Genomic DNA, 25948 nt, shown 5'->3' on the forward strand with positions numbered 1-25948 from the left:
GGGTTCCGGAGTCAGCCGGCGAGGGAGGAGCGGAGGGTGTCGAGACCGACGCCGCCGAGGTCGAGCGCCCTCCGGTGGAAGGCCGCGAGCGAGAACGCGGCGCCCTCGCGCGCCTCCGCCTCGTCGCGCAGCTGCTCCCAGATCCGCTGCCCGATCTTGTAGGACGGAGCCTGCCCCGGCCAGCCGAGGTACCGGTTCACCTCGAAGCGCACGAACGCGTCGTCCATGTTCACGTTGGCCCGCATGAAGTCGAGGGCCGACTCGGCGGTCCAGACGGTGCCGGAGCCCGGCATCGGCTTCTGGAGGTGCACGCCGATGTCCAGCACGACGCGCGCCGCGCGCATCCGCTGGCCGTCGAGCATGCCCAGGCGGTCGGCCGGGTCGTCGAGGTAGCCGAAGCGCTCCATCAACCGCTCCGCGTAGAGCGCCCAGCCCTCGGCGTGGCCGGAGGTCCCGGCGAGCTGACGGCGCCAGGTGTTGAGGCGGGCGCGGTTGTGGACGGCCTGGCCGATCTGCAGGTGATGGCCCGGGACGCCCTCGTGGTAGACCGTGGTCAGCTCCCGCCAGGTGGCGAACTCGGTGACTCCGGCCGGGACCGACCACCACATCCGCCCCGGGCGCGAGAAGTCGTCGCTCGGACCGGTGTAGTAGATGCCGCCCTCCTGGGTCGGCGCGATCCTGCACTCGAGGCGGCGCACCTCCTCCGGGATGTCGAAGGCGGTGCCGGCGAGCTCGCGGACGGAGCGGTCGCTCGTCTCCTGCATCCAGGCCTGCAGAGCGTCGACGCCGTGCAGAGTGCGGGCCGGGTCCGCCTCGAGGTGGGCGATCGCCTCGGCGACGGAGGCGCCGGGCAGGATCTCGCGCGCGATCGCCTCCTGCTCGGACGTCATGCGGGCCAGCTCCTCGATCCCCCACTCGTAGGTCTCGTCGAGGTCGACGACAGCGCCGAGGAAGCGGCGGGAGTGCAGCGCGTACAGCTCCCGGCCGACGGCGTCCTGCTCGGTCGCGGCGGGGGCGAGCTCGCCCCGGAGGAACTGCGCGAGCGACCCGTAGGCGGCCGAGGCGCGGCGGGCGCCGTCCTCCAGTCGCTGAGCGAGCGACGCGGGCAGGGATCCGGCGGCGGGAGCGGCCTCCGCGGCCAGCTCGGCGAAGAACCCGCGGGGAGCGGCGATCTTCCGCGCCTGCTCGGCGACGAGCTCGACCTGGCGGCGGGCGGGGACCACGCCGGTGCGGATCCCCTCGCGCAGGGTCTCCGCGTAGCCCTCGAGGGCGGCCGGCACGGCCAGCAGCCGCTCGGCGACCGCCTCCCAGTCGGCGACCTCGTCCGTCGGCATCAGGTCGAAGACGTCGCGCAGCTCCTGCGCCGGGGACGCGATCACGTTGAGGTCCCGCAGCGGCAGACCGGCGTCGTGCCCCTCCAAGGAGAGCCGGAGCTCGGCGCCGAGGTCGGCGGCCGTGACGCGGTCGACGTCGTCCACGGGGTCGGCGGCCTCGAGCTCGGCGAGGGCCGAGGCGGTCGCCGCCCGGGCCTGCTCGAGACCGGCCGGCGAGTAGTCGCCCAGACGGCCGTTCGCGCCGCTGCGTCCGATCGCGGTGCCGAGGGTGGGGTCGAGGTCGACGAGCGTGTCGACCCAGCGCTCGGCGACGGCGTCGACGGCGGTGGGCTCGCGGGGGGTGTCGGTGCTCATGCCTCCGAGCCTAGCCAGGCGCTGCGGCCGGCTCAGTGCGCTGCGGCCGGCTCAGTGCGCGGCGACGTCCCAGTCGGACCCGTGGCCCACCTGCACCTCGAGCGGGACGCTCAGGTCGGCGGCTCCCGCCATCCGGCCGCGGACGATGGCCTCGAGCGGCTCCTCCTCGCCGGGGGCGACGTCGAAGATGAGCTCGTCGTGCACCTGGAGGAGCATCCGCGAGCCGAGCCCCTGCTCGTCGAGGTCGGCCTGCACGCCGATCATCGCCCGCTTCATGATGTCGGCGGCCGAGCCCTGGATCGGCGAGTTGAGCGCCGCCCGCTCGGCGTTGTCGCGGAGGACGCGGTTCGCGCTCTGCAGGTCGGGGAAGGGACGCCGGCGACCGAAGATCGTCTCGGTGTAGCCGGTCTCGCGGGCCTGCTCGACGACGCTGCGGAGGTAGTCGCGCACCGCGCCGAAGCGGACGAAGTAGTCGGTCATCAGCTGCTTCGCCTCGGCGCTCGAGATGCGCAGCTGCTTCGACAGGCCGAAGGCGCTCAGGCCGTAGGCGAGGCCGTACGACATCGCCTTGACCTTGTTGCGCATGGCCGAGGTGACGTCGCCCGGATCGACGCCGAAGATCCGCGATCCGACGAAGCGGTGCAGGTCCTCGCCGGAGTGGAAGGCCTCGATCAGCCCGGCGTCCCCGGAGAGGTGCGCCATGATCCGCATCTCGATCTGCGAGTAGTCGGCGGTGAGGAGGGTGCTCGCGTCCGCTCCGTGGACGAAGGCGGTGCGGATGCGGCGGCCCACCTCGCTGCGGACGGGGATGTTCTGCAGGTTCGGGTCGTTGGAGGAGATCCGGCCGGTGGCCGTGCCGGTCTGGTCGTAGCTGGTGTGGATCCGGCCGTCGGCGGTGACCGACTTCTCGAGCGTCTCGATGATCTGCTTGAGCTTGGTCGCGTCGCGGTGCTCGAGGAGCAGCCCGAGGAACGGGTGCGGGTGGGACTCCTGCAGGTCTGCGAGGGCGGAGGCGTCGGTGGTGTAGCCCGTCTTCGTGGCCCGGGTGCGCGGCATGTCGAGCTCCTCGAAGAGGACCTGCTGCAGCTGCTTGGGCGAGCCGAGGTTCATCTCGTGGCCGATCTCGGCGAACGCGCGGCTCGCGAGGTCGGCGGCCGAGACGGTCAGCTCGGCGCGGAGGCGCGCCAGCACGTCCGCGTCGATCGCGACGCCGGTGAGCTCCATCGTCGCGAGGACCTGGACGATCGGCAGCTCGATGTCGACGAGCACCGAGAGCATCCCCTCGCCCAGCCGCTCGCGCAGCGGAGCGACGAGCCGGTACGCGTACCAGGCCTCGGTGGCGGGCCCCATCGGCTCGACGGTGGGGACCAGCTGGTTCGGGTCGCCCTGCGCCATGGCCTCGTCGAGGTGCTGCGCGACCTGCGCCGCGAGCGTGGCCGGGTGCCCGGTGGGCTGCACCAGCCAGGAGGCGACGCGGGTGTCGAACGCGAGCCCCGCGACGGGGAGTCCGGCCCTCCGCAGCGCCTTGATCTGGGGCTTCGCGTCGGCGAAGTACTTGGGGGCGGGCCCGGCCAGCCACTGCTCGAGCGCGGTGTAGTCGGGCCGCTCGGCGGCCCACGGGACGAACGCCGTCTCCTTCTCGACCGCGAGACCCACACCCTCGAGCCCGCCGGCTCCGAGCAGGACCTGCACGGCGACGGGCGCGGTGCCCTTCGCCGACACGCGGTCGAGCCAGTGCGCGAGCTCCTCGTCGACCAGGGTGCGGACGGCGGGTGCGGAGGTCGTGACCACGTCGCCCGCCAGGGCCGCGGCAGCGCCGTCGACGCCCTCCTCCGCGGCGATCGTGAGGACCCGCTCCTGCAGGGTCTTGAACTCGAGGCGGCTGAAGATCTCGCGGACCGCGTCGGGATCGATCGGACGGCGCGTCAGATCGTGCGGGCCGAGGGGGAGCTCGACGTCCGTCACCAGCCGGTTGAGGCGGCGGTTGCGGAGCGCGTTCTCCTTCTGCTCGCGCAGCTTCTCGCCGACCACGCCCTTGATCTCGTCGGCGTGGGCGATGATGTCGGCGACCGTTCCGTACTGGTTGACCCACTTCGCGGCCGTCTTGGGGCCGACCTTGTCGACGCCGGGCAGGTTGTCGCTCGTCTCGCCGACGAGGGCGGCGATCTCGGGGTACTGGTGCGGCTCGACGCCGTACTTCTCGAACACCTTGTCGCGGTCGTAGCGGGTGAGCTGCGAGACGCCCTGGGTGGAGGGGTAGAGCAGGGTCACGTCCGGGGTCACCAGCTGGATGGTGTCGCGGTCGCCCGAGACGACCAGCACGCGGAAGCCGGCCTCGGCCCCCTGGCGCGCGAGCGTCGCGAGGATGTCGTCGGCCTCGAAGTCCTCCTTCGACACGGTCCGGATGTTCATGGCGTGCAGCGCCTCCTCGAGGAGGGGGACCTGGCCCTTGAACTCGGGCGGCGTCTCGCCGCGGGTGCCCTTGTACTCCGGGTACTCGCGGGTGCGGAACGAGTAGCGGGAGATGTCGAACGCGACGCCGAGGTGGGTCGGCTTCTCGTTCTTCAGCAGCAGGATCAGCATCGAGAGGAAGCCGTGGATGGCGTTCGTGTGCTGGCCCTCGCGGGTCTGGAAGCTGTCGACCGGGAGCGCGTAGAACGCCCGGAACGCCAGGGAATGGCCGTCGACGAGCAGGAGGGTAGGCTGTTCCGGATCTGACACAGGGCCAGACTACACAGCGCCTCCGACACCGGATCGGCCCGCTCGCGCCCGCCGGTCAGGGCCGCTCCGAGGCTCCAGCGCGAGGAGCGACGTGACCGAGCCGACCCCCACCACGACCGCCTGGATCCGCCCGCCCGCGCTCGACCTGGTCGCCGGGATCGGCCGCGGCATGGGCGAGCTCGCCGAGCGGATGGGGATCCTCTGGCACGAGCTCACCCCGCAGCACTCGGTGGCCTCGATGCCCGTCGAGGGCAACCGGCAGCCGGTCGGCATCCTGCACGGCGGCGCGCACGTCGTGCTCGCCGAGTCGATGGGCTCGATCGCGGCGAACGTGCACGCCGGCGCGGGCCGCCTGGCGATGGGCATCGAGCTGAACGCGAGCCACAGCCGGTCGGTCCACTCGGGCTTCGTGATCGCCACCTGCGACGCGATCCACCTGGGCTCCACCCTCACCACCCACGAGATCGTCGTGTGCGACCAGGAGGGGCGCCGCCTCTCCACCGTGCGGATCACCAACATCATCCGCGACGCCCGCTGACGGGAGCGGACGGGTCCCCCTCGCGGGAGCGGTGCGCGAGGACCGCGCCCAGGACCGCGACCGCCGTCGGGACCGCCCGCGCCTGCGAGCGACACGAGATCGACCGGTCGGCCGCGACGCTCGGGGACCCGGCACCGCGGCGAGCGGCACTGTCAAGCGACGGCGCGCGACTGTGCCCGGTGGTGCCCGAAGGGCGACACTGAGCGGATGAGCCTTCGCCATCTCCTCAAGAGCCTCCCGTCCATGCCCTCCGAGCTGCCCTCGTTCGATGCGGAGGCGGCTCCGGCCGATCCTCTCGAGCTGTTCGCGCAGTGGCTCGAGGAGGCGAAGGACGCGGGCCAGCTCCTCCCCCACGGCGCCACGCTCTCCACCGCCTCCGACGACGGCACCGTCTCGGCGCGCGTGCTCGTGCTGCGCGAGATCGACGAGGCGGGCTGGGCGTTCTCCACCCATGCCACCAGCCCCAAGGGACGCGCCATGGAGGAGAACCCGCACGCCGCGCTGACCTTCTTCTGGCCGGTCCAGGGCCGTCAGGTCCGGGTCGAGGGCCGGGTCGAGCGCGCCTCCGCGCAGGAGTCGGCCGACGACTTCCGCCGCCGCTCCGAGGCCGCTCGCACCGCCCTGCTCGTCGGACGCCAGAGCGAGCCGATGCGCAGCGCGCAGGACTTCGGCCTCGTCACGCTCCAGACCAGCGTCGCCGTGGGCTGCTCGCCCGCGACGCTCGACCGGGAGTGGGCCGTCTACCGCGTCGTGCCCGAGCGCATCGAGTTCTGGCAGGGCTCGACCGCGCCGGAGCAGGATCACACCCGTCTCGAGTACCGCCCGGGAACGACGGAGGCGGGCGGCTCCCCGTGGGAGCGCACCCGCCTCTGGCCCTGAGGCCGTGGGCCCTCGGGCCCGGCCTCGCGCTAGGCCTTCTTCGTGCTCAGCTGCTCGATGATCGCCTGCGCGACGTCGTGCATGGTGAGCCGGCGGTCCATGGAGGCCTTCTGGATCCAGCGGAACGCCTCGGGCTCGGTGAGCCCCATCTTCTCGTTGAGCAGGCCCTTGGCGCGGTCGACGAGCTTGCGGGTCTCGAAGCGCTCGACCATGTCGGCGACCTCGGCCTCGAGGGTGAGGATCTGGGCGTACCGCGAGAGGGCGATCTCGATCGCGGGCAGCAGGTCGTTGGGCGTGAAGGGCTTCACGACGTAGGCGAGCGCTCCGGCCTCGCTGGCGCGCTCGACGAGCTCCTTCTGGCTGAAGGCGGTGAGCAGGACGACGGGCGCGATGTGCGCCTTCGAGAGGCGCTCGGCCGCCGAGATGCCGTCGAGCTGGGGCATCTTGACGTCCATGATGACGAGATCGGGGCGCAGCTCGGTGGCGAGGGCCACAGCGGTCTCGCCGTCGCCGGCCTCGCCGACGACCTCGAAGCCGTTGTCGCGGAGGATCTCCACGATGTCGAGGCGGATGAGGGATTCGTCTTCGGCGACGACGACCCGACGGGGTGCGGTCGACGAGGGTTCCTGGTCAGTCACGCCGATGAGCCTACGGTATTCTCGACGGGCTGGTGATGAGCCGGTGTGGCGGAATGGCAGACGCGGGGCACTCAAAATGCTCTGTCCGAGAGGGCTTGTGGGTTCGAGTCCCACCACCGGTACCCGCCTGGTCGCGCGGTGCGCGCCTCCGCTCGCTAGCGTCGTCGGATGAGCACCGACCCCTGGCCCCTGTTCTCGCTGGAGCTGCGCACGCCGCGGCTCGAGCTGCATCCGGTCCGCGACGCCGACCTCGGCCCTCTCGCCGAGGCAGCCCTCGCGGGCGTGCACGAGAGCGGCCGCTCGCCGTTCCCCTCCCCCTGGGCCGAGGCGCCGGCGGAGCGCCTGCCCGGCGAGCTCGCCCGCTTCCACTGGTCGCAGCGCGCGCAGACGACGCGGGAGTCGTGGCGCGTCGCGTTCGCCGTGGTCGAGGACGGCCGGGTCGTCGGCTGCCAGGACGTGGTCGCCGAGTCCTTCGCCGCCACCCGCACCCTGACCTCGGGCTCGTGGCTCACCCGCTCGGCGCAGGGCCGCGGCCTCGGGCGGGAGATGCGCGCCGCCGTGCTCCTCCTCGCCTTCGACCACTTCGGAGCCGAGGTCGCCGAGAGCGCCGCTCTCGCCTGGAACACCCGCTCGATCCGGGTCTCGGAGGCCCTCGGCTACCGGCCGAACGGGACGCACCGGATCGTCGGTCCGGACGGTATGTCGGTCGAGGAGCTGCGGTTCCGCGTCACACCGGAGACCCTGGTGCGGCCGGAATGGACGCTGGAGGCCTCGGGGATCGACGCCGCACGAGCGGTCCTCGTCCAGGACCCGCTCGGTCCGCCCTCCCCCGTCTGATTCACCAGAACATCGTGCCCGGCGAGCCCTTGAACGGACCGACCACGCGCGAGGTGATCCAGCCGCCGTAGAAGTCGCCCGGCTGCGGCTGGACCGCCTCGCCGTCGACCGTGCAGGAGTCCATCCGGCCGGGGTAGAGGGCGACGGTGTCGACCAGGGCCTCGAAGCCGGCCATCGGCTCGGGGTACGTCCAGCCCGCCGCCTCCGCGACCGCTCCTCCTCCCCCGCGCACGGTCAGGTAGGAGGCCGCGCCCTTGAACTCGCAGATGCTGCGGCCGGGCGCGGGCTCGAGCGCCCCGGGCGCGAACGAGGACACGGGGAGGTAGTAGACGGGAGGGTGGCTCGTCTCGAGGACGCGGAGAGCGTCACGGGTCTCGGCGACGACGACGCCACCCAGCCGCACGACCACGTGCTCGGTGGTGGTCTCGACCCTCGGGGGTCGCGGGTAGTCCCAGACGGATTCCTGGCCCTCGGCGGGCGGCACGCGCTTCATCCCGCTCACGCTACGCGGCGGGGAGCGGTGCTCCGGCGCCTCCCAGAGGATGCCCGGGCGGACGCCGCGGCTCCGCAGATCCCCGCCGCCGGGACGCGCGAGGGCCCCGGTCGCGTAACGTCGTCCCTGCGGCGGAACCCCGAGCCCGCGCGCAGAAGGAATCCAGAGTGCCCACCGAATGCATCCACGGCCTCGACATCGCGCTCTGCGACGTCTGCACCCCGAAGAAGCTCCCCGAGCAGGTCGGCCGTGCCACCCGCGCCCCCGCGCGCGTGCCCGGGACCTCCCGTGCGGCCACCGCCCGTGCCGCCGCCCGCGGCACGGCGCGCGAGAAGCCCCTGCCGAAGGTCGACATCGCCGCGCAGCGGATCTACCACGTCACCCACCTCGACAACCTCGAGGCGATCGTCACCGCCGGCGCGATCCTGGCGGACCAGCAGCTCCAGGAGCGCCCCGCGATCGACGTCAGCGCCGAGACCACCCGCGAGCACCGCCGTGCCGTGCAGGTGAAGGACGGCGTCAGCGTCGCCGGCTTCGTGCCCTTCTTCCTCTCCCCCGACGCCGCCCTCTGGGCCGACCTGCGCGGCGAGCGGGTCGCTCCGCACTGGTCGCCGAGCGCCCACGAGACCACCGCTTCGCAGTACGTCGTCCTGGTGGGCTCGCTCGCCTCCGCCCCGGTCCTGAGCGACGGCGACGCCTCCCACGTCCTCACGCGCTTCACCGAGGGCGACGCGCTCGTGCGCACCTTCGCGCGCCTCCTGGTCGACGAGCCGGCCCTGCGCAGCGCCGAGGCGCTCGTGCCCGAGCGCTTCCCGCTCGAGGGCGTCGCGACGGTCGGCGTGGCGTCGGTCGCCGCCCGCAACCGCGTCAAGGCTCTCTTCGAGGGCATCGACGCCTCTCCCCGCGTCGCCGTCTACCCGCCGTGGTTCCACCCGGTGGCCGAGGAGGAGTGACCCGGCGCTAGTCGGCCTCGAGGAGGTCGAGGCGGTCGGCCAGGTACCGGCGCAGCGGCATCAGTCCCTGCTCGCCCAGACCGGGCGCCCAGCGCACGAGCACCTCGGAGCCGCGCAGGGCCAGCGGCTCCTGGCCCGACTCGAGCGCTGCGGCGTCCAGTGCGAGGCGCCGCCAGCCGTAGTTGACGATCTCGCCCTCCTGGAACGGACCGTCGAAGGCGGCGCGCCGGATCTCGCGGCGCGCCTCCTGCGACTCGGACTGGTTGTTGGCGTGCAGCGGAGCGACGGCACGCGTGACCGAGCCCGTCGCGAGGAGCTCGCCCTCGCGTCCGAGGAGCACCACGCCGAGGCGCCACGCGCGGGTCACCGGCGCCATCACCGGCTTGCGGCGGAAGCCGAGGATCGCGCGCGGCGTCCGCAGCTCGGCGACGGCCTGGTCGGCGATGCCGCGGGCGTCGAGCTCGGCGGAGACCTCGCGCAGGAGCGCGGCCAGATCGGCGGCGGCCTGCTCGGCCCCGGGTGCTGCGGGCATCGCTCCTCCTCGGCTCGTCCCGCCAGCCTACGGGCGCGGTGTGCACCGGCCACCCCGCTCCGCACCGCTAGCATCGCCTGACGACACCGAGGAGGACGAGCGATGCGCGTCATCATGATGGGCCCGCCCGGCGTGGGCAAGGGCACCCAGGCGGCCGTGCTGTCGCGCGAGCTGGGGGTGCCGGCGATCTCCACCGGCGATCTGTTCCGCGCGCACGTCGCCGACGGCACCGACCTCGGACGGCGTCTGCGGGCGCTCGTGGAGGCCGGCGAGTACGTGCCGGACGAGCTGACGAACGCCCTGGTCGCCGAGCGCATCGCCGAGGAGGACGCCCGGGACGGGTTCATCCTCGACGGCTACCCGCGCACGCTCGCCCAGGTGGACGCGCTGGCGGAGCTCCTCGAGGAGCGGGGCACGCCGCTCTCGTGCGTCGTGCTGCTGACGGCCGACGCGGACGTGGTCCTCGAACGGCTGCACGTGCGGGCGCAGGAGCAGGACCGCGCCGACGACGACCCCGAGGTGGTGCGGAACCGGATCGAGGTCTACGAGCGCGAGACGGCTCCTCTGGCGGAGGTCTACGACGAGCGCGAGCTCCTGGTGCGGATCGACGGCTCCGCCTCGCAGCACGAGGTCGCCGCGAGGATCATCGCGGCGTGCCGGCCCGAGTGAGCCGACCCGCCGCGACGCGGGGTCAGATCGCCGAGGCGAGGACCTCGTCGAGCTTGGCCGAGGCCTCCTCGTCGGTGCCCTTCAGGGCGAGCGAGAGCTCCGACACGAGGATCTGACGCGCCTTGAGGAGCATCCGCTTCTCGCCGGCCGAGACGCCGCCCGCCTGCTCGCGGCGCCACAGGTCGCGGACGACCTCGCTGACGCGGTACACGCTGCCGCTGGCCATCTTCTCCTGGTTGGCCTTGAAGCGGCGGGACCAGTTGCTGGCCTCCTCCGCGACGTCGCTGCGCAGGACGTCGTAGACCGCCTGGACTCCGGCGTCGTCGATGATCTCGCGGACGCCGACGAGCTCGGCGTTCTCGACGGGGAGGGTGATGGTGAGCTCGCTGGTGTGCACGTTCATCGTCATGAACGTCTTCTCGACGCCCTTGACCGAGCGCTTCTCGAGCCCGGTGATCGTCACCGCTCCGTGGTGCGGGTAGACCAGGGTCTCGCCGACCTCGAATGTCATCATGTCGTGCCTTTCGTCGTGGGGCGTGGTGGGAGTGAGGAGTCCAGGGGGCGCAGCGGCGCCGCGGCGAGCCAGGCCGGGAGCAGCGCGACGAGGTGCTCGACCAGCTCCTCGTCGGTGCCGTCGAGGGAGCCGGCGAGCCAGGCGCCGACCACGGAGAGGACGCCGCCGGCCGCGAAGACCGCGGTGAGCTCGGGGTCGACCGCTGCGGGGACGTCGACCCGGGCGAGCACCTCGCGGTGCAGGGCGAGCGCCGTGTCGAGCACGGCGTCGTCGGAGGCGACCCGGGCGGAGGCCCGCGCGCGGAGCCGGGCATGGAAGGCGTGGCGGTCGACCAGCCGCTCGACGAGCCGCGAGTAGCCGCGCTGCAGGGCGTCGGCTCCGGAGCGGTCGGCGGGATCGCCCTCGGCGACGTCGGCGACCACGAGGTCCTGGCGGAGCAGCGCGGAGGCGACTCCCGCCGCGTCGTCGAAGTGGGCGTAGAACGAGCTGCGGCTGATCCCGGCCTCGCGCACGATGTCGCTCACCGCGATGCCCTCGGCCCTCTCGCCGTCGCTCTGCATGACGAGCCGCTCGACCGCGTCGAACACGCGGCGGCGGGTGCGCCGGGCTCGCGGATCGGCGGAGCCGAGCGCCGAGGGGGACTCCGCCGCGGGCACGGAGGCGAGGCGGGCGGGAGTCATCGACGTCAGTCTACCACTTCCCGGACAGGTGTACGGGAAGAGCGTCAGGCGCCGGTGCGGACCTGGTCGAGGCCGGCGATGCGGTCGATCGCGGCCTGCTCGCTCGGCGAGACCCGGCCGAGATACCGGCCCAGGAACACGAACAGCAGGCGGTTCGCCGTGATCGCGGGCCACCACGGGCGCCGGAGGCCCAGGAGCCTCCGCACCTCGGGGCTGAGCGAGGCGACCGCGCCGGCGAACAGCAGCGGGTAGACCACGCCCGCCTCGCCCGGCAGCCGGATGTCGCGGAGGAAGCCGACCGCCTCGTGCACGCGTGCGTCGGGCTTGAGCTCGCCCGCGAATCCGGCGAGCTGCGCGCGGAGCTCCGCGACGCTCTCGGGCGGATCCTGCACTCCGAGCAGCCGGCCGGAGGCGGCCCACTCGCGCACGTAGGCGTCGGGGCCGCCGGGGATCCGTCCGCCCCAGATCTCGTGGGCGCCGAGGAACGCGTCGGTGAAGGCGTCGTGCACCCAGAGCAGCAGGCGGGGGTCCTGCGCCGAGTAGGAGCGCTCGCGCCCGCCGGCGTCCTCGTAGGAGCCGACGATCCGCTCGTGCACGCCGGTCACCCAGCGCGCCGCTCCGCTCGCCGCGGCGGTGTCGCCGAAGCTGGTGGTCAGGACCCAGCGGACCGTGTTGTCGAGGCGGCCCATCGGGTCCTCGCGGTAGCGGGAGTGGTCGTGCACACCGGCCATCGCTCCGGCATGGAGGGTCTGCATGAGCAGAGCCCGCACTCCGGCGATCATCGTGGGCAGGCCGCCGTTGACCGCCCAGACCGCGCTGCCCGGTCCGAAGAGCCCGGCGTCGTCGCCCTTCTCGAGGGCGACGATCCAGTCGGCGCGGGGGCGGGGGCGGCGGCGTCTCATCCGCTCAGTGTGCGCTCGGATCCTGGGCCGCGGCTGGCCGTTCTGTCACCCTTCGTGGGGCCGTGGTCACTCGGCCAGCAGTTCGCGGACGTCGTCGGCCGACAGCGCCCGGGCGAAGAGCTCGCCCTCGTCGAGCACCGCCGTGCTGAGGCGGCCCTTGCGCTCCTGGAGGCGCACGATCTTCTCCTCGATCGTGTCCGTCGCCACCAGCCGGTACACGTTCACCCGCCGCTCCTGGCCGATGCGGTGCGCGCGGTCGACGGCCTGCGCCTCGGCCGCCGGGTTCCACCACGGGTCGAGGATGAAGACGTGGTCGGCCTCGGTGAGGGTGAGCCCGGTGCCGCCCGCCTTCAGGCTGATCAGGAAGACGGGCGCGGCTCCCGAGCGGAACTCCTCGATCACTCCCGCGCGGTCCCGCGTGGAGCCGTCGAGCTGCACGAACGGGATGCCGCGCCGACGCAGCCGCTCCCCCGCCCGCTCCAGGTACGAGGTGAAGGTGCTGAAGACGAGGGCCCGACGGCCTTCCGCGATCACGTCGTCGAGCTGCTCGACGAGCACGTCGAGCTTCGCGGACGGGACGTGCCGGTAGGCCGGGTCGACCAGGGACGCGTCGAGCGCGAGCAGGCGCAGGAGGGTGAGCGATCGGAACACCGTGAAGCGCTGCCGGTCGAGGTCGTCGACCAGGCCCAGGAGCTTCCGCCGCTCGCGCTGGAGGTAGCCGTCGTAGAGCACCCTGTGGGCGGGCGTCAGCGCGACCTCGATCGTCTGCTCCTGCTTCTCGGGGAGCTCCGGCGCCACCGCCTCCTTGGTGCGGCGGAGCAGGAACGGACGCAGTCGCCGGCGCAGTCTCTCGAGGCGGCGGCGCGCGCCCTCGGTGTGGCTGACGGTCCGTCCCTCGGACAGATCGGGCGAGGCGATGCCGACGGGCGCCTCCGCGTGCAGGATCGGCCGGGTGTACTCCTCGCGGAAGCGGCGCAGCGGCGGCAGGAGCCCGGGCGCCACCAGTGCGAGGACCGCCCAGAGCTCGTCGAGCGAGTTCTCCAGCGGTGTGCCGGTGAGCGCGAGCGTGACGGGCGCGCCGACCCCGCGGGCGGCCCGGTGCGTCTGCGAGGCGGGGTTCTTGACGAACTGGGCCTCGTCGAGGATCAGCGCCGACCACGTCCTCGACGCCCAGCGCTCGCCGCCGAGGCGCAGGACCGCGTAGCTGGTGAGGACCACGTCCGCGTCGGCCGGGATCGCGTCGAGCGCGCCCTCCCGCGAGCTCGCGACGACGTGGACGCGCAGGGCGGGCGCGAAGCGCTCGGCCTCCGAGCGCCAGCCCGGCACGACCGAGGTGGGGGCGACCACGAGGAACGGCGCGCGGCGGATCCCGGCGCGGCCCGCCTCCTCGACCGCGTCGAGCATCATGGCCAGCGCCTGCAGGGTCTTGCCGAGGCCCATGTCGTCGGCCAGGATCCCGCCGAGCCCGTGACGGAGGCGGTGCACGAGCCAGGCGTAGCCCGCCCGCTGGTACGGACGCAGCCGGGCGGTCAGGCCCTCCGGCGGCTCCACGTCCTCCGGCGACCCGGCGGCCAGCGCGGAGTCGAGCACGGCGCGCCACGCGTCGGAGGGGACGCTCTCGTCGGCGAGCTCCTCCAGCTCGTTCCACAGCCCGGCCTGGTGCCGGCCGAGCCGCGGTCCCGTCTCCCACTCCTCGAGCTCGTCCCCCCGGGTCAGCAGCTCCCGGAGCCGGTCGAGGCCGGGGTGCGCGAGCGAGAGGTAGGAGTGGTCGACCAGGCGGATGCGGTCGCCGCCCGCGGCCAGAGCGCGGAAGAGGGGCAGGAACGGCACGGTCGCGTCGCCGATGGTCACGACGACGCCGAGGTCGAACCAGTCGGCGCTCTCGGTGTCGACCGCGGTGATCGTGAGCGTGAGCGGTCCGGTCAGCAGGCGGTAGTCCGGGGCCGCGCCCTCGCGCTCGATCCGGACCCCGCCGATCCCCTCCAGCTGCGGGAGCTGCTCCACCACGAACACCGCCGCCTCGGCCCCGCGCAGGACCGCGCTCGTCCCCGGCTCCGGCACGAGAGCGGACCCGGCCTCGCCGAGCACCGAGCGCACCCGGCGGAGCACCGCGCGCTCGAGAGCCGCGTCGGCCGTGCCGTCGAGCTCGCCCGCGCGATCGGGCGAGCGGCGCCAGTGCCAGCCCACCCTGACGGCGCGCCGCGGCTCGAACGAGACCGTGCAGACCAGGCGCGGGGGCTCCGGATCGTCCAGGACGAGGTCGACGCCCTCCTCGCGCACCGCGACGCGGCCGCGGAGGGCGGGGAGGTGCTCGCCGACGAACTCGGGCACGTCCTCCGCCGGGACCTCCGTCTCCTCGGGGTGGTCGAGGAGCCGCAGCTCCTCGTCGTCGAAGGGCAGGGACGCGGGCGCGAGCAGGAGCGAGGACGGATCGCCGCCCTCGACCGCGTAGACGCCGTGCCGGGCGACCGGACGCGCGGACTCCGGTAAGTGCTCCGCGCCGTCGATCCGCAGGACGGGCCGCAGCCGCAGGCCTCCCGCCTCCGCCGAGACCGTCACCGCCACATGGGCGGGACCGACGAGGCGGACCGCGCCCTTCTCCGGGGCGAGCAGCGGGATCCCGACGGCCTGCGCCTGCTCGAGCAGCCGCCAGAGCAGCGGGCTCTCGTAGTCGTCGAGGTGGATCCAGTCGGGGTCCTGCCCGAGGTGGACTGTGCGCGTGGCGCGGTGCAGAGCCGCGAACTCGGCGAACCAGCGCTGGTGAGCGGGGTCGAGCGAGAGCCGGTGGGTCTGGAAGTTCAGCGACTTCCAGGTGAGGGTGGTGCGGTTCCAGGCGCCCCCGCGCCCACGGACGGCGGGGCGGGTGGCCAGACGGTGGTCGCGGCGCTCGTCGGGGTCGTAGGTCTTCGCCGTGACGCGCTCGCTCGCCGGCGCCCGCCACGGATCGTCGGCCCGGCGCACCAGCCGGCGCAGCTCGAACTGCAGCCCGATCGAAGTGAGGACGGTCGGCGACTCGGCCTCGGGGGGTCCGCTGAGCTCGCCGACGCGGGCGCGCCAGGAGGAGGGGGTCGACTCGGGAGGCACCGCCCCATGCTGCCACGCGCCGCCGACACCCCCGCCCGCACCCCGTGACGGGCAGAATCGGAGGATGACCAGCAGCGACTCCCCCGCGCCCACCGTCCTCACCCTCGGCCGCGAGAGCCTGCGCCTCGCCCTGACGACCGCCGGGGCCGAGATGACGTCCCTCCGCGACGACGAGGGCCGCGAGTACCTGTGGCAGGCCGGCCCGGAGTGGCGCCGGCACGCTCCCGTCCTGTTCCCGATCATCGGGCGCCTCCCCGGCGACACGCTGCACCACGACGGCGCGGACCACCGGATGGGGCAGCACGGCTTCGCGCGGGACCGGGTCTTCGAGCTCGCGGGCGTCTCGGCGGACGAGGCGGTGTTCCGGCTCCGGAGCGACGACGCCACGCGCGCGGTGTTCCCCTTCGACTGGACGCTCCTCATCGCCTACGCCGTGACCGGCGCCTCGCTCCGGATCACCCAGACCGTCGAGAACAGGGGTCCCTCTCCGCTGGGCTTCTCGCTCGGGAACCACCCGGCCTTCGCGCTGCCGCTGCCCGAGGGCCGCGGCGAGCACCGCATCCGCTTCGCGCAGCCCGAGCCGGAGGGGTACCGCCGCGCTCCGGAGAACCTGCTGCTCGAGGCGCGCCACCCGGCGCCGCTCGAGGACGGGGTCCTGACAGTGGACGACGCGCACTTCGAGGAGGGCGTGATGATCTTCGACGAGCCGCGCCGGCGGACCCTCCGGCTCGAGGCCGACGGCGCCGCCCGCGCGATCGTCGTCGACACCGGGGACTTCGACGTGGTCGGCGTGTGGAAGCCCGTCGGGGCCCCGTTCGTCTGCCTCGAGCCGTGGCGGAGCGTCCCGACCCCCGAGGGCTGGGACGGCGACATCGTCGACAAGCCGCGCCAGATCGTCCTCGAGCCGGGCGGCCGGCGGTCGCTGTCCTACAGCATCGCGCTGAGCTGAACGTCCGCACGCTGGATCTGCGCGTCGAGCAGCTCGAAGCGGCGGATGATCAGCCCCTCGCGGGTGGCCCAGGGGCAGATCACCAGCGTCTCGATGCCGAGGGCGTCCATGGCCGCCTCCGCGATGAGAGCGCCCGCGAGCAGCTGCGGAGCCCGCAGAGCGGAGACGCCGGGCAGCGCTGAGCGATCGGCCGCGCTGATCGCGGCGAGGCGGGCGGACCACAGCCGGAGGTCGACCAGGTGCAGCTCGCGGCGCACCAGCGGACCGGCGGCGCTCGGAGCGGCGCCGGTGATCCGCGCCAGAGACCGGAAGGTCTTCGACGTGCCTGCGACCAGGTCGGGGCGCCCCAGGGCGAGGAAGCCGCGGACGGGCTCCGCGAGCACCTCGCGGGCGTGACGCCGGGCGGCCTTCACGCTCGTGGCCGAGGCGGGATCGCCGACCAGCAGGTCCCGCGTCACCCGCCCCGCTCCGAGCGGGACCGACACGGCGAGCTCGGGCACCTCGTCCACGCCCATCGAGAGCTCGAACGAGCCGCCGCCGATGTCGAGGTCCAGGATCGAGCCCGCGCCCCAGCCGAACCAGCGGCGCACGGCGAGGAAGGTGGCCGACGCCTCCGCCTCGCCGCCGAGCTCCTGGAGGTGCACGCCCGTCTCGGCGCGGACCCGGTCGAGGACCGCCGCGCCGTTGCCGGCCTCGCGGATCGCCGAGGTCGCGAACGCCAGCAGGTCCTCCGCGCGGTGCTCGCGGGCGACCTCGGCGGCCTCGATCACGAACGCGATCAGCTCGCGCTGGCCACGCTCGGTGATCTCCCCCGCCTCGTCGAGGTGCGCCACGAGAGCGAGGCTCCGCTTGTGCGAGCGGTAGGGCACCGGGCGGGCGCCGGGGTGCGCGTCGACGAGGAGCAGGTGGACCGTGTTGGAGCCGATGTCGAGCACGCCGAGTCGCATGGGTCCACGGTATCCGCCCGCGGAGGCGCGTCCCGCCACGCGGACCGCCGGGGAACGCCGGAGGGCCCGGCCGCTCGCGCGACCGGGCCCTCCGGGGGTGCTGGACTCAGTGGTCCCAGTTCTCGGCCCTGTCGGCCGAGCTGGACGAGCCGACGATGTGCACCCGCATGTCGTTCGTCGTGCCGGCGCGCCCGGGGGGCGATCCGGAGACGACGACCACGGTCTCGCCCGCCTGGGCGAGGCCCTCGCGGAGCAGCACCGCGTCCACCTGCGCGAACATCGCGTCGGTGTGGTTGACGCGCGGCGTGACGAAGGACTGGACGCCCCAGTTCAGCGCCATGCGGCGGCGGACGGCCGGCTCGGGGGTGAAGCCGATGATCGGGATGCCGTGGCGCAGGCGCGTCATGCGGCGGACCGAGTCGCCCGACTCCGTGAACACGCAGAGGAACTTCGCCTCGACGAACTCCGCGACCTCGGCGGCGGCCAGCGTGACCGATCCGCCCTGGGTGCGGGGCTTGCTGCCCAGCGGGGGGATGCGCTCCAGGCCGTGCTCCTCGGTGGACTCGACGATGCGGGCCATGGTCTGCACGGTGACGACGGGCCAGGCTCCGACGCTGGTCTCGCCCGAGAGCATGACCGCGTCCGCGCCGTCGAGGATGGCGTTCGCGACGTCCGAGGCCTCGGCCCGCGTGGGGCGGGGGCTCTCGATCATCGACTCGAGCATCTGGGTCGCGACGATGACCGGCTTCGCCCAGCGGCGGGCGAGCTCGACGGCGTGTTTCTGCACGATCGGCACCGCCTCGAGGGGCAGCTCGACGCCGAGGTCGCCGCGGGCGACCATGATGCCGTCGAAGACGTCGATGATCTCCTGCAGGTTGTCGACCGCCTGCGGCTTCTCGATCTTGGCGATGACGGGAGCCTTGCGGCCCTCCTCCGCCATGATCTCGTGCACGCGCTCGATGTCGCTGGCGTTGCGCACGAAGGAGAGGGCGATGATGTCGGCGCCGAGGCGGATCGCCCAGCGGAGGTCGTCCTCGTCCTTCTGGGAGAGGGCGGGGACGTTGACCGCAACACCGGGCAGGTTGATGCCCTTGTTGTTCGAGACGTTGCCGGGGACGACGACCTCGGTGACGACCCGGGGCCCCTCGACGGCGGTGACGCGGACAGCGACCTTGCCGTCGTCGATGAGGAGCATGTCGCCCGGGTTCACGTCGTCCGGGAGGCCCTTGAACGTGGTGCCCGAGAGCTCGCGCGTGCCGAGGACGTCCTCGGTGGTGATGGTGAAGACGTCGCCCTCGGCGAGGGCGTACGGGCCGCCCTCGAACTTGCCGAGGCGGATCTTCGGACCCTGCAGGTCGACGAGGATCGCGACCGCGCGCCCGGCGTCGTCCGCGGCCTTCCGCACGATGCGGTAGATGCCTTCGTGGACGTCGTAGCTTCCGTGACTGAGGTTCATGCGGGCCACGTCCACGCCGGCGTCGATGATCGCACGAATGGTCTCGTACGACGACGTTGCCGGGCCGAGGGTGGCGACGATTTTCGCTCGTCTCATTGAGGGGGTGCTCCGTTGTTCTGCGCCCGGAGGCGCGTCGTTAGCGGGGAGGGTGAGCTGATTGCTGGCGGGCCGAGACTATCGCGTCCCGGGGACTAGAGCGTGAAGCCCCGGTCGTTGGGGCCGACCGGCGCCGGCAGCTGGGTCGTGCCCTCGAGGTAGCGGTCGACCTCGGCCGCGACGGAGCGGCCCTCCGCGATCGCCCAGACGATCAGGGACTGGCCGCGCCCGGCGTCGCCGGCCACGAAGACGCCGGGGACGGAGGTCTCGAAGGCGTCGCCGCGCGCGACGTTGCCGCGCTCGGTGAAGGGGACGTCGAGCTGACGGCCGAGATGGTCCGCCTCCGGGCCGGTGAAGCCGAGGGCGAGCAGGACCAGGTCGGCCGGGATCTCGCGCTCGGTGCCCGCCTTGGGGACGCGGCGCCCATCGAGGTACTCGGTCTCGGCCACGCGCACCGCGCGGACCTCGCCGCCCTCGTTCGCGAGGAACTCCACGGTCGACGCGAGGAACATCCGCTCCCCGCCCTCCTCGTGGGCGCTCGAGACCTCGAACACGGTCGGGTCCATCGGCCAGGGCTGGCTGTCCGGGCGCTGCGACGGCGGCTGCTGCCCGATCGCCAGGTTCGTGACCGACGCGGCCTTCTGGCGGTGGGCGGTGCCGATGCAGTCCGCTCCGGTGTCGCCTCCGCCCAGGACGACGACGTGCTTGCCCTCGGCCGAGATCTGCTCGAAGACGCGGTCGCCCGCGATCGCGCGGTTCGACTGCACGAGGTACTCCATGGCGAAGTGCACGCCGTCGAGGTCGCGCCCCGGGATCGGCAGGTCGCGCGGCACGAGAGCGCCGGTGGCGACCACGACCGCGTCGTAGCGCGCCCGCAGGTCGTCCCAGGTGATGTCGGAGCCGATGTCGACGCCCGCGCGGAACCGGGTGCCCTCGGCCTTCATCTGGTTCAGGCGGAGCTCGAGGTGCTTCTTCTCCATCTTGAAGTCCGGGATCCCGTAGCGCAGGAGGCCGCCGATGCGGTCGTCGCGCTCGTAGACCGCGACGGTGTGCCCGGCGCGGGTGAGCTGCTGAGCGGCGGCGAGCCCCGCCGGGCCGGAGCCGACGACCGCGACGGTCTTGCCGGTCAGGCGCTCCGGCGGGTGCGGCTGCACCCAGTCGTTGCCGAAGGCCTGATCGATGATCGAGACCTCGATCTGCTTGATCGTGACGGCGGGCTGATTGATGCCGAGCACGCAGGACGACTCGCACGGCGCCGGGCAGAGCCGGCCCGTGAACTCCGGGAAGTTGTTCGTCGCGTGCAGGCGCTCGATCGCCTGGCGGCCCTCGCCGCGCCACATCAGGTCGTTCCACTCGGGGATCAGGTTCCCCAGCGGGCAGCCCTTGTGGCAGAACGGGATGCCGCAGTCCATGCAGCGGCCCGCCTGCCGGCGCAGCACGGCGGAGTCGCCCTGCTCGTAGACCTCTTTCCAGTCCATCAGGCGGACGGACACGGGACGCCGCTTGGGCAGCTCCCGGTCCTGCACCTTCAGGAACCCCTTGGGATCAGCCACCGGTCACCTCCAGAATCCGTCCCCAGACGACGTCGCCGTCGGGGTCGAGCCCCTCCTCCACAGCGGATGCGCGCGTCGCGAGCACCGCGGCGAAGTCGCGGGGCAGTACCTTGACGAAACGCGAGACCGTTCCGTCGAAATCGTCGAGCATCCCCTGGGCCAGGGTCGACTCGGTCTCCGCGACGTGCCGCTCGAGCAGATCGCGCAGGATCTCCACGTCGGCGCTGCCGAGCTCGGAGAGGGTCAGCTCGCCGGAGGCGATCGCGTCGCGGTTCACGAGCTCGCGGCGCAGGCCGTGGATGTAGGCCGTGCCGCCCGACATGCCGGCGCCGAGGTTCCGCCCGGTCTCGCCGAGGATCACCGCCAGGCCTCCGGTCATGTACTCGAGCGCGTGGTCGCCCACTCCTTCGACCACCGCGGTGGCGCCGGAGTTGCGGACCAGGAAGCGCTCGCCGACCATCCCGCGGATGAACATCGTGCCCTGGGTCGCCCCGTAGCCGATCACATTGCCCGCGATCACGTTCGTCGAGGCGTCGAAGGTGCTGCGGCGGTCCGGCCGCACCACGATCTGGCCGCCCGAGAGGCCCTTGCCGACGTAGTCGTTGGAGTCGCCCTCGAGCCGCAGCGTGATGCCGGCGGGGAGGAACGCTCCGAGCGACTGCCCGGCCGAGCCGCGGAGCGACACGACGATGGAGTCGGCCGGCAGGCCGTTCTCGCCGAATCGGACAGTGACCTCGTGGCCCAGCATGGTGCCGACGGCGCGCTCGGTGTTCTTGATCTCGCGCTCGATCCGCACGGTGCCGCGGTGGTCGAGCACGTTCGCCGCGAGGCGGATCAGCTCGTTGTCGAAGTGGTGCTCGAGCTCGTGCTCCTGCGCGCGGCCGTGGCGGCGCGGCTCCTCCGCCGTGAAGACCGGTCCGACGAGGATCGGCGTCAGGTCGAGCCCGCTCGCCTTCCAGTGCTCGATCGCCTGGTCGACGTCGAGCAGCTCGCGGTGGCCGACGATCTCGTCGACGCTCCGGAAGCCGAGCTGCGCGAGGTATTCGCGCACCTCCTGGGCGATGAACTCGAAGAAGTTGACGACGAACTCGGGCTTGCCGGAGAACCGCTGGCGCAGCTCCGGGTTCTGCGTCGCGACGCCCACCGGGCAGGTGTCGAGGTGGCAGACGCGCATCATGATGCAGCCCTCGACGATCAGCGGAGCCGTCGCGAAGCCGAACTCCTCGGCTCCGAGCAGCGCGCCGATGACGACGTCGCGACCGGTCTTCATCTGGCCGTCGACCTGCACGACCACGCGGTCGCGCATGCCGTTGAGCATCAGCGTCTGCTGGGTCTCGGCCAGGCCGAGCTCCCAGGGCGTGCCCGCGTGCTTGAGCGAGTTCACCGGGCTCGCGCCGGTGCCGCCGTCGTGACCCGAGACGAGGATCACGTCGGCGAGGGCCTTCGCGGTGCCGGCGGCGACCGCTCCGATGCCCGACTGGCTGACCAGCTTCGCGTGGATGCGCGCCGACGGGTTCGCCCGCTTGAGGTCGAAGATCAGCTGCTTGAGGTCCTCGATCGAGTAGATGTCGTGGTGCGGCGGCGGCGAGATCAGGCCGACGCCGGCGGTCGCGTGCCGGGTGCGCGCGATCCACGGGTACACCTTCGTCGGCGGCAGCTGACCGCCCTCGCCGGGCTTGGCGCCCTGGGCGAGCTTGATCTGGATGTCGTCCGCGTGGGTGAGGTACATGCTCGTGACGCCGAAGCGGCCCGAGGCGACCTGCTTGATCGCGGAGCGGCGCTCCGGGTCGAGCAGCCGCTCGGTGTCCTCGCCGCCCTCGCCGGTGTTCGACTTGGCGCCGAGGCGGTTCATCGCGATCGCGAGCGTCTCGTGCGCCTCCGGCGAGATGGAGCCGTAGCTCATCGCGCCCGTCGAGAAGCGCTTGACGATCGCCTCGACCGGCTCGACCTCGTCGATCGGGATCGGCGTGCGCCCCGCGGTGTCGAGCTTGAACATGCCGCGGAGGGTCATCAGCGAGCTCGCCTGGTCGTCGACCATCTTCGTGTACTCGCGGAAGACGTCGTAGCGGCGGTTGCGCGTCGAGTGCTGCAGGCGGAACACCGTGTCCGGGTTGAACAGGTGCGGGGCGCCGTCGCGGCGCCACTGGTACTCGCCGCCGACCGCCAGGCGCTCATGCGCGACGATCGCGCCGTCCTCGGGGTACGCGGCGCGGTGACGCGCGGCGTTCTCCTCGGCGACGACGTCGATGCCGATGCCGCCGAGCTTCGAGACGGTGCCGGTGAAGTACTGGTCGACGAACGCCTGGCTGAGGCCGACGGCCTCGAAGGTCTGCGCCCCGGCGTAGCTCGACACGGTGGAGATGCCCATCTTGGACATGATCTTCAGCACGCCCTTGCCGAGCGCCTTGATCACGTTCTTCACGGCCTTCTCCGGCGAGACGTCCGACAGCATGCCGCTGCGGACGAGGTCCTCGCAGGTCTCCATCGCCAGGTACGGGTTGACCGCGGAGGCGCCGTAGCCGATGAGCGTCGCCACATGGTGCACCTCGCGGACGTCGCCCGCCTCGACCACGAGCCCCACTCGCATCCGGTTCTCGGTGCGGATGAGGTGGTGGTGCACGGCGGCGAGCATCAGCAGCGAGGGGATCGGCGCGAGGTCCTTGGTGGAGTCGCGGTCCGAGAGCACCAGGAACTGCGCTCCCGCGGCGATGGCCTCGTCGGCCTCGTCGCACATCTCGTCGATGCGGTCCTGCATCGCGCGGGGTCCCGCGTCGACGCGGTACAGGCCGCGGATCGTCGTGGTGATGTGGCTCAGCGGGCGCGGCGCGATGTGCTGGATCTTCGCGAGCTCGTCGTTGTCGATGACCGGGAAGTCGAGGACGACCTGGCGCGCGTGCTCGGCACCGGCGGTCAGCAGGTTGCGCTCGGGGCCGAGGCCCAGGCGGAGCGAGGTCACGACCTCCTCGCGGATCGAGTCCAGCGGCGGGTTCGTCACCTGCGCGAAGGCCTGCGTGAAGTAGTCGAAGAGCAGGCGGGGGCGCTTGGACAGGACGGCCACGGGGGTGTCCGAGCCCATCGCTCCGAGCGGCTCCGCACCGGCGCGCGCCATCGGCAGCAGGAGGAGGCGGACCTCCTCCTCGGTGTAGCCGAAGGTGCGCTGGCGGCGGTTGACCGAGGCGGGCGTGTGCACGATGTGCTCGCGCTCGGGGAGGTCCTTGAGGTTGATGCGGCCCTTCTCGAGCCACTCCTCGAACGGACCGGAGGCGGCGAGCTGCCCCTTGATCTCCTCGTCCTCGACGATGCGGCCCTGCTCGGTGTCGACCAGGAACATGCGGCCGGGCTGCAGGCGTCCCTTGCGGACCACCTTCGCGGGGTCGATGTCGAGCACGCCGATCTCGCTGGCGAGCACCACGAGCCCGTCGTCGGTCACGACGTAGCGGCCGGGGCGGAGCCCGTTGCGGTCGAGAGTGGCGCCGACGAGCTCGCCGTCGGTGAAGACGATCGCGGCCGGGCCGTCCCACGGCTCCATGAGCATCGAGTGGTACTCGTAGAACGCGCGGCGCTTCGGGTCGAGCGCGCCGTCCTGGTTCTCCCAGGCCTCCGGCACCATCATCATGACCGCGTGCGGGAGCGACCGGCCGGCCAGGTTGAGCAGCTCGACGGTCTCGTCGAACGAGGCGGAGTCGCTGCGGCCGGGCGAGACGATCGGGAACAGCGGGGCCAGGTCGCCCAGCTCGCGGCTCTTCAGCTGCGACTGGCGCGCGCGCATCCAGTTGCGGTTGCCCTGCACCGTGTTGATCTCGCCGTTGTGCGCGATCATCCGGAACGGCTGAGCGAGCGGCCACGACGGGAAGGTGTTGGTGGAGTACCGGGAGTGCACCAGCGCGAGCTTCGACGCGAAGCGCTCGTCGGACAGGTCCGGGTAGAACGGCTCCAGCTGGAGCGTCGTCACCATGCCCTTGTAGACGAGCGTGCGGCTCGAGAGCGACATGAAGTAGACCTCGAGCTCGCGCTCGACGCGCTTGCGCAGGCGGAAGGTCAGACGGTCGAGGCGCACGGAGGAGAGGGGCGTGCCGCTCTCGTCGGTCAGCTCGCTCCGGATGAACAGCTGCTCGATCGCCGGCATGGCGGCCCGGGCGAGCGTGCCGATCTCGTCGGGCTGCACGGGCACGGAGCGCCAGCCGACCACGGCGAGGTTCTCCTCGCGGGCGATGTCGGCGATCGTCGACTTGACCCGCTCGCGCTCGAACACGTCCACCGGGAGGAAGGCGTTGCCCACCGCGTACTGGCCCAGCGGCGGGAGCTCGAAGGGAGCGACCGCGCGGAGGAACTCGTCCGGGATCTGCGTGATGATCCCCGCGCCGTCGCCCGTTCCCGCGTCGGAGCCGACGGCGCCGCGGTGCTCGAGGTTGCGCAGCGCGTTCAGCGCGGCGTCGATGATGTCGTGGCCGGCGGTGCCGCGCATGGTGGCGACCATCGCGAGACCGCACGCGTCCTTCTCGGCGGCCGGATCGTACATCCCCTGCGCCGGCGGCATGCCCAGGAAGGGCACGGCGCGGGCCGGGGTCGAGGGCTGGGCGGAGGCCATGGGAACCGTCCTCACGGGGGTGATGGCTGATCGGGACGTCACTGGCCCGCGGTGGTGGAGGAGGAGCGGCTCCCCGATCGGGAGGGCCGCAGGGTTCTGCCGTGGCGCGAGCGTCGCGCGCCGCCGGCGGTGCCTGCACGACGACCCGCCCGCGGCAGCGCTCGTGGCTGCGCCGCGATGGGGCGGTCGTGGAGGTGTCGGGCACCCGGGAGGCGGTCGCGGAGGCTCCGCGACCTCCGTCAGGTGCGGGAGACCGCCGGCTTCTCGGCGTCGGTGCCGGAAGCAGGGGTGGTGGTGTCGTCGGAGTCGGACTCGACGTCCTCGAATTCTACCGCAGCCGGAGCGGGCGTCCACTCGCGACCCGGCCGGTAGGCCGAGGGCTCGGCGCCCGGGTGCTCGCGCTTCTGGATCACCACGAGGACCAGGCCGATGACCACGGCGATGAGCGCGGCCCAGACGTTGGTGCGGATGCCCCAGAAGAACTCGCTCGGGTCGATCCGGATGGACTCGAACCAGACGCGGCCGATCCCGTACCAGATCAGGTAGGCGGCGAAGACGGTGCCCCACTGCAGCTTGAGACGGCGCTCGAGCAGGAGGATGACCGCGATGCCGACGACGTTCCAGAGGATCTCGTAGAGGAAGGTCGGGTGGAAGAGCGTGCCCGCCGGGAGGCCGACGGGGAAGGCCGGGTTGGTGGTCTCGATCTCGAGGCCCCAGGGCAGGGTCGTGGGCAGGCCGAAGAGCTCGTGGTTGAACCAGTTGCCCAGACGCCCGAGCGCCTGCGCGGCGAGCATGCCGGGGGCGAGGGCGTCGGCGAAGGTCCAGAACCGCACTCCTGTCCAGCGGCAGCCGATGAACGCGCCGACCGCGCCTCCGATCAGCCCGCCGAAGATGGCGTTGCCGCCGTTCCAGATGCGGACGACCTCCCACGGGTCGGCGCCGTCGTAGAAGTAGTCGCCGGGGTGGGTGAGCACGTGGTAGGCGCGGGCGCCGACGATGCCGAGCGGCACGGCCCAGATGATGATGTCGAGCACGACCCACGGCTCCGCGCCGCGGCGCTTGAGGCGCTGGTTCGTCATGATCGTCGCCACGATGATCCCCGCGAGGATGCAGAGCGCGTAGGTGTGGATCGCGAGCGTGAAGGTGCCGATCGTGAGGTCGTACTGACTCCACGCGTCGGGGGGGCTCGGAATGCTCAGCGGTACGGACACCGGTACTCGACCTTTCGAAG

20 protein-coding genes and 1 tRNA gene are annotated in these 25948 nt (G+C 72.7%); 7 read left to right on the forward strand and 14 right to left on the reverse strand.

Translation table 11 applies throughout. The features are described 5' to 3' along the window. Positions 1-11: 11 nt before the first annotated feature. Together C5C63_RS02165 and polA are read right to left on the reverse strand one after the other, a co-directional pair. Entirely contained in the window at positions 12-1688 is a 1677-nt protein-coding gene (locus C5C63_RS02165; RefSeq protein WP_104232643.1) for a DUF885 domain-containing protein, read from the reverse strand. Between the two features lie 51 nt (positions 1689-1739). Further along, positions 1740-4409 (reverse strand): DNA polymerase I, encoded by a 2670-nt coding sequence (gene polA / locus C5C63_RS02170; RefSeq protein WP_104325419.1) that lies wholly within the window; start codon positions 4407-4409, stop codon positions 1740-1742. Positions 4410-4500: 91 nt separating this feature from the next. Here polA and C5C63_RS02175 point away from each other — a divergent pair, with 91 nt between their 5' ends. Next, positions 4501-4947 (forward strand): PaaI family thioesterase, encoded by a 447-nt coding sequence (locus C5C63_RS02175; RefSeq protein ID WP_374954090.1) that lies wholly within the window; start codon positions 4501-4503, stop codon positions 4945-4947. Positions 4948-5154: 207 nt separating this feature from the next. After that, positions 5155-5826, forward strand: a complete 672-nt coding sequence (locus C5C63_RS02180; RefSeq protein WP_104232645.1) for a pyridoxal 5'-phosphate synthase — start codon at positions 5155-5157, stop codon at positions 5824-5826. A 29-nt stretch (positions 5827-5855) separates the two neighbouring features. Here the strand turns inward: C5C63_RS02180 and C5C63_RS02185 are convergent, their stop codons facing one another. Further along, the gene (locus C5C63_RS02185) at positions 5856-6464 is read right to left on the reverse strand and encodes an ANTAR domain-containing response regulator (RefSeq protein ID WP_104221889.1); all 609 of its coding nucleotides are present in this window, start codon (positions 6462-6464) and stop codon (positions 5856-5858) included. A gap of 39 nt (positions 6465-6503) precedes the next feature. Between C5C63_RS02185 and C5C63_RS02190 the strand changes: the two genes are divergently transcribed. Then, positions 6504-6586: transfer RNA gene (locus tag C5C63_RS02190), tRNA-Leu, on the forward strand. 46 nt (positions 6587-6632) lie between these two features. Next, a complete protein-coding gene (locus C5C63_RS02195) occupies positions 6633-7301 on the forward strand; it encodes a GNAT family N-acetyltransferase (protein WP_104325420.1) in 669 nt (222 codons plus the stop codon). 1 nt (position 7302) lies between these two features. On the opposite strand, the gene C5C63_RS02200 is transcribed toward C5C63_RS02195, so the two are convergent. Next, positions 7303-7794 carry a DUF427 domain-containing protein gene (locus C5C63_RS02200; protein WP_104325421.1) on the reverse strand — a complete coding sequence of 164 codons (492 nt, stop codon included), beginning with the start codon at positions 7792-7794 and terminating at the stop codon, positions 7303-7305. A 167-nt stretch (positions 7795-7961) separates the two neighbouring features. Here C5C63_RS02200 and C5C63_RS02205 point away from each other — a divergent pair, with 167 nt between their 5' ends. After that, positions 7962-8747: a DarT ssDNA thymidine ADP-ribosyltransferase family protein gene (locus C5C63_RS02205; RefSeq protein WP_181067718.1), complete on the forward strand. Its 786-nt coding sequence runs from the start codon at positions 7962-7964 to the stop codon at positions 8745-8747. A 7-nt stretch (positions 8748-8754) separates the two neighbouring features. On the opposite strand, the gene C5C63_RS02210 is transcribed toward C5C63_RS02205, so the two are convergent. Then, positions 8755-9279: a hypothetical protein gene (locus tag C5C63_RS02210; protein WP_104232649.1), complete on the reverse strand. Its 525-nt coding sequence runs from the start codon at positions 9277-9279 to the stop codon at positions 8755-8757. A 102-nt stretch (positions 9280-9381) separates the two neighbouring features. On the opposite strand from C5C63_RS02210, the gene C5C63_RS02215 reads away from it, so the two are divergent. After that, complete coding sequence (locus C5C63_RS02215; protein WP_104325422.1) at positions 9382-9948, forward strand: adenylate kinase; 567 nt, start codon at positions 9382-9384, stop codon at positions 9946-9948. Between the two features lie 22 nt (positions 9949-9970). Here the strand turns inward: C5C63_RS02215 and C5C63_RS02220 are convergent, their stop codons facing one another. The 4 genes from C5C63_RS02220 to C5C63_RS02235 all read right to left on the reverse strand — a co-directional run bounded on the left by C5C63_RS02220 (position 9971) and on the right by C5C63_RS02235 (position 15128). Continuing rightward, on the reverse strand, positions 9971-10459 hold the full coding sequence (locus C5C63_RS02220; protein ID WP_068257183.1) for a CarD family transcriptional regulator: 489 nt from the start codon (positions 10457-10459) through the stop codon (positions 9971-9973). Beyond that, positions 10459-11142: a TetR/AcrR family transcriptional regulator gene (locus C5C63_RS02225; protein WP_104221877.1), complete on the reverse strand. Its 684-nt coding sequence runs from the start codon at positions 11140-11142 to the stop codon at positions 10459-10461. Before C5C63_RS02225 ends, C5C63_RS02220 begins: the two co-directional genes overlap by 1 nt. A 44-nt stretch (positions 11143-11186) precedes the next feature. After that, a complete protein-coding gene (locus tag C5C63_RS02230; RefSeq protein WP_104221875.1) occupies positions 11187-12044 on the reverse strand; it encodes an oxygenase MpaB family protein in 858 nt (285 codons plus the stop codon). A 66-nt stretch (positions 12045-12110) separates the two neighbouring features. Further along, a complete protein-coding gene (locus tag C5C63_RS02235) occupies positions 12111-15128 on the reverse strand; it encodes a DEAD/DEAH box helicase (protein WP_146086343.1) in 3018 nt (1005 codons plus the stop codon). A gap of 64 nt (positions 15129-15192) precedes the next feature. On the opposite strand from C5C63_RS02235, the gene C5C63_RS02240 reads away from it, so the two are divergent. Then, positions 15193-16077 (forward strand): aldose 1-epimerase family protein, encoded by an 885-nt coding sequence (locus C5C63_RS02240; protein ID WP_104325424.1) that lies wholly within the window; start codon positions 15193-15195, stop codon positions 16075-16077. Here C5C63_RS02240 and C5C63_RS02245 read toward each other — a convergent pair. The 5 genes from C5C63_RS02245 to lgt all read right to left on the reverse strand — a co-directional run bounded on the left by C5C63_RS02245 (position 16056) and on the right by lgt (position 25928). Next, on the reverse strand, positions 16056-17024 hold the full coding sequence (locus C5C63_RS02245) for an exopolyphosphatase (protein ID WP_104325425.1): 969 nt from the start codon (positions 17022-17024) through the stop codon (positions 16056-16058). The genes C5C63_RS02240 and C5C63_RS02245 overlap by 22 nt on opposite strands. Positions 17025-17130: 106 nt before the next feature. Continuing rightward, positions 17131-18576: a pyruvate kinase gene (gene pyk / locus C5C63_RS02250; RefSeq protein WP_104221869.1), complete on the reverse strand. Its 1446-nt coding sequence runs from the start codon at positions 18574-18576 to the stop codon at positions 17131-17133. A 95-nt stretch (positions 18577-18671) separates the two neighbouring features. Beyond that, positions 18672-20129 carry a glutamate synthase subunit beta gene (locus tag C5C63_RS02255; RefSeq protein ID WP_104221867.1) on the reverse strand — a complete coding sequence of 486 codons (1458 nt, stop codon included), beginning with the start codon at positions 20127-20129 and terminating at the stop codon, positions 18672-18674. Beyond that, positions 20122-24717 carry a glutamate synthase large subunit gene (gene gltB / locus C5C63_RS02260; RefSeq protein WP_104232656.1) on the reverse strand — a complete coding sequence of 1532 codons (4596 nt, stop codon included), beginning with the start codon at positions 24715-24717 and terminating at the stop codon, positions 20122-20124. Before gltB ends, C5C63_RS02255 begins: the two co-directional genes overlap by 8 nt. A 239-nt stretch (positions 24718-24956) precedes the next feature. Beyond that, the gene (lgt, locus tag C5C63_RS02265; protein ID WP_258065369.1) at positions 24957-25928 is read right to left on the reverse strand and encodes a prolipoprotein diacylglyceryl transferase; all 972 of its coding nucleotides are present in this window, start codon (positions 25926-25928) and stop codon (positions 24957-24959) included. Positions 25929-25948 lie beyond the last annotated feature (20 nt).

The sequence above is a fragment of the Rathayibacter sp. AY1B8 genome, assembly GCF_002932775.1.
GTDB lineage: Bacteria > Actinomycetota > Actinomycetes > Actinomycetales > Microbacteriaceae > Rathayibacter.

Excerpts from the sequence above, each read along its gene's own strand:
- C5C63_RS02220 (WP_068257183.1), bottom strand. The coding sequence starts at position 10,459 with ATGACATTCGAGGTCGGCGAGACCCTGGTCTACCCGCACCACGGAGCG.
- gltB (WP_104232656.1), bottom strand. The coding sequence starts at position 24,717 with ATGGCCTCCGCCCAGCCCTCGACCCCGGCCCGCGCCGTGCCCTTCCTG.
- C5C63_RS02230 (WP_104221875.1), bottom strand. The coding sequence starts at position 12,044 with ATGAGACGCCGCCGCCCCCGCCCCCGCGCCGACTGGATCGTCGCCCTC.
- C5C63_RS02200 (WP_104325421.1), bottom strand. The coding sequence starts at position 7,794 with ATGAAGCGCGTGCCGCCCGCCGAGGGCCAGGAATCCGTCTGGGACTAC.
- C5C63_RS02245 (WP_104325425.1), bottom strand. The coding sequence starts at position 17,024 with ATGCGACTCGGCGTGCTCGACATCGGCTCCAACACGGTCCACCTGCTC.
- C5C63_RS02180 (WP_104232645.1), top strand. The coding sequence starts at position 5,155 with ATGAGCCTTCGCCATCTCCTCAAGAGCCTCCCGTCCATGCCCTCCGAG.
- C5C63_RS02240 (WP_104325424.1), top strand. The coding sequence starts at position 15,193 with ATGACCAGCAGCGACTCCCCCGCGCCCACCGTCCTCACCCTCGGCCGC.
- C5C63_RS02225 (WP_104221877.1), bottom strand. The coding sequence starts at position 11,142 with ATGACTCCCGCCCGCCTCGCCTCCGTGCCCGCGGCGGAGTCCCCCTCG.
- pyk (WP_104221869.1), bottom strand. The coding sequence starts at position 18,576 with ATGAGACGAGCGAAAATCGTCGCCACCCTCGGCCCGGCAACGTCGTCG.
- C5C63_RS02215 (WP_104325422.1), top strand. The coding sequence starts at position 9,382 with ATGCGCGTCATCATGATGGGCCCGCCCGGCGTGGGCAAGGGCACCCAG.
- C5C63_RS02195 (WP_104325420.1), top strand. The coding sequence starts at position 6,633 with ATGAGCACCGACCCCTGGCCCCTGTTCTCGCTGGAGCTGCGCACGCCG.
- C5C63_RS02165 (WP_104232643.1), bottom strand. The coding sequence starts at position 1,688 with ATGAGCACCGACACCCCCCGCGAGCCCACCGCCGTCGACGCCGTCGCC.
- C5C63_RS02210 (WP_104232649.1), bottom strand. The coding sequence starts at position 9,279 with ATGCCCGCAGCACCCGGGGCCGAGCAGGCCGCCGCCGATCTGGCCGCG.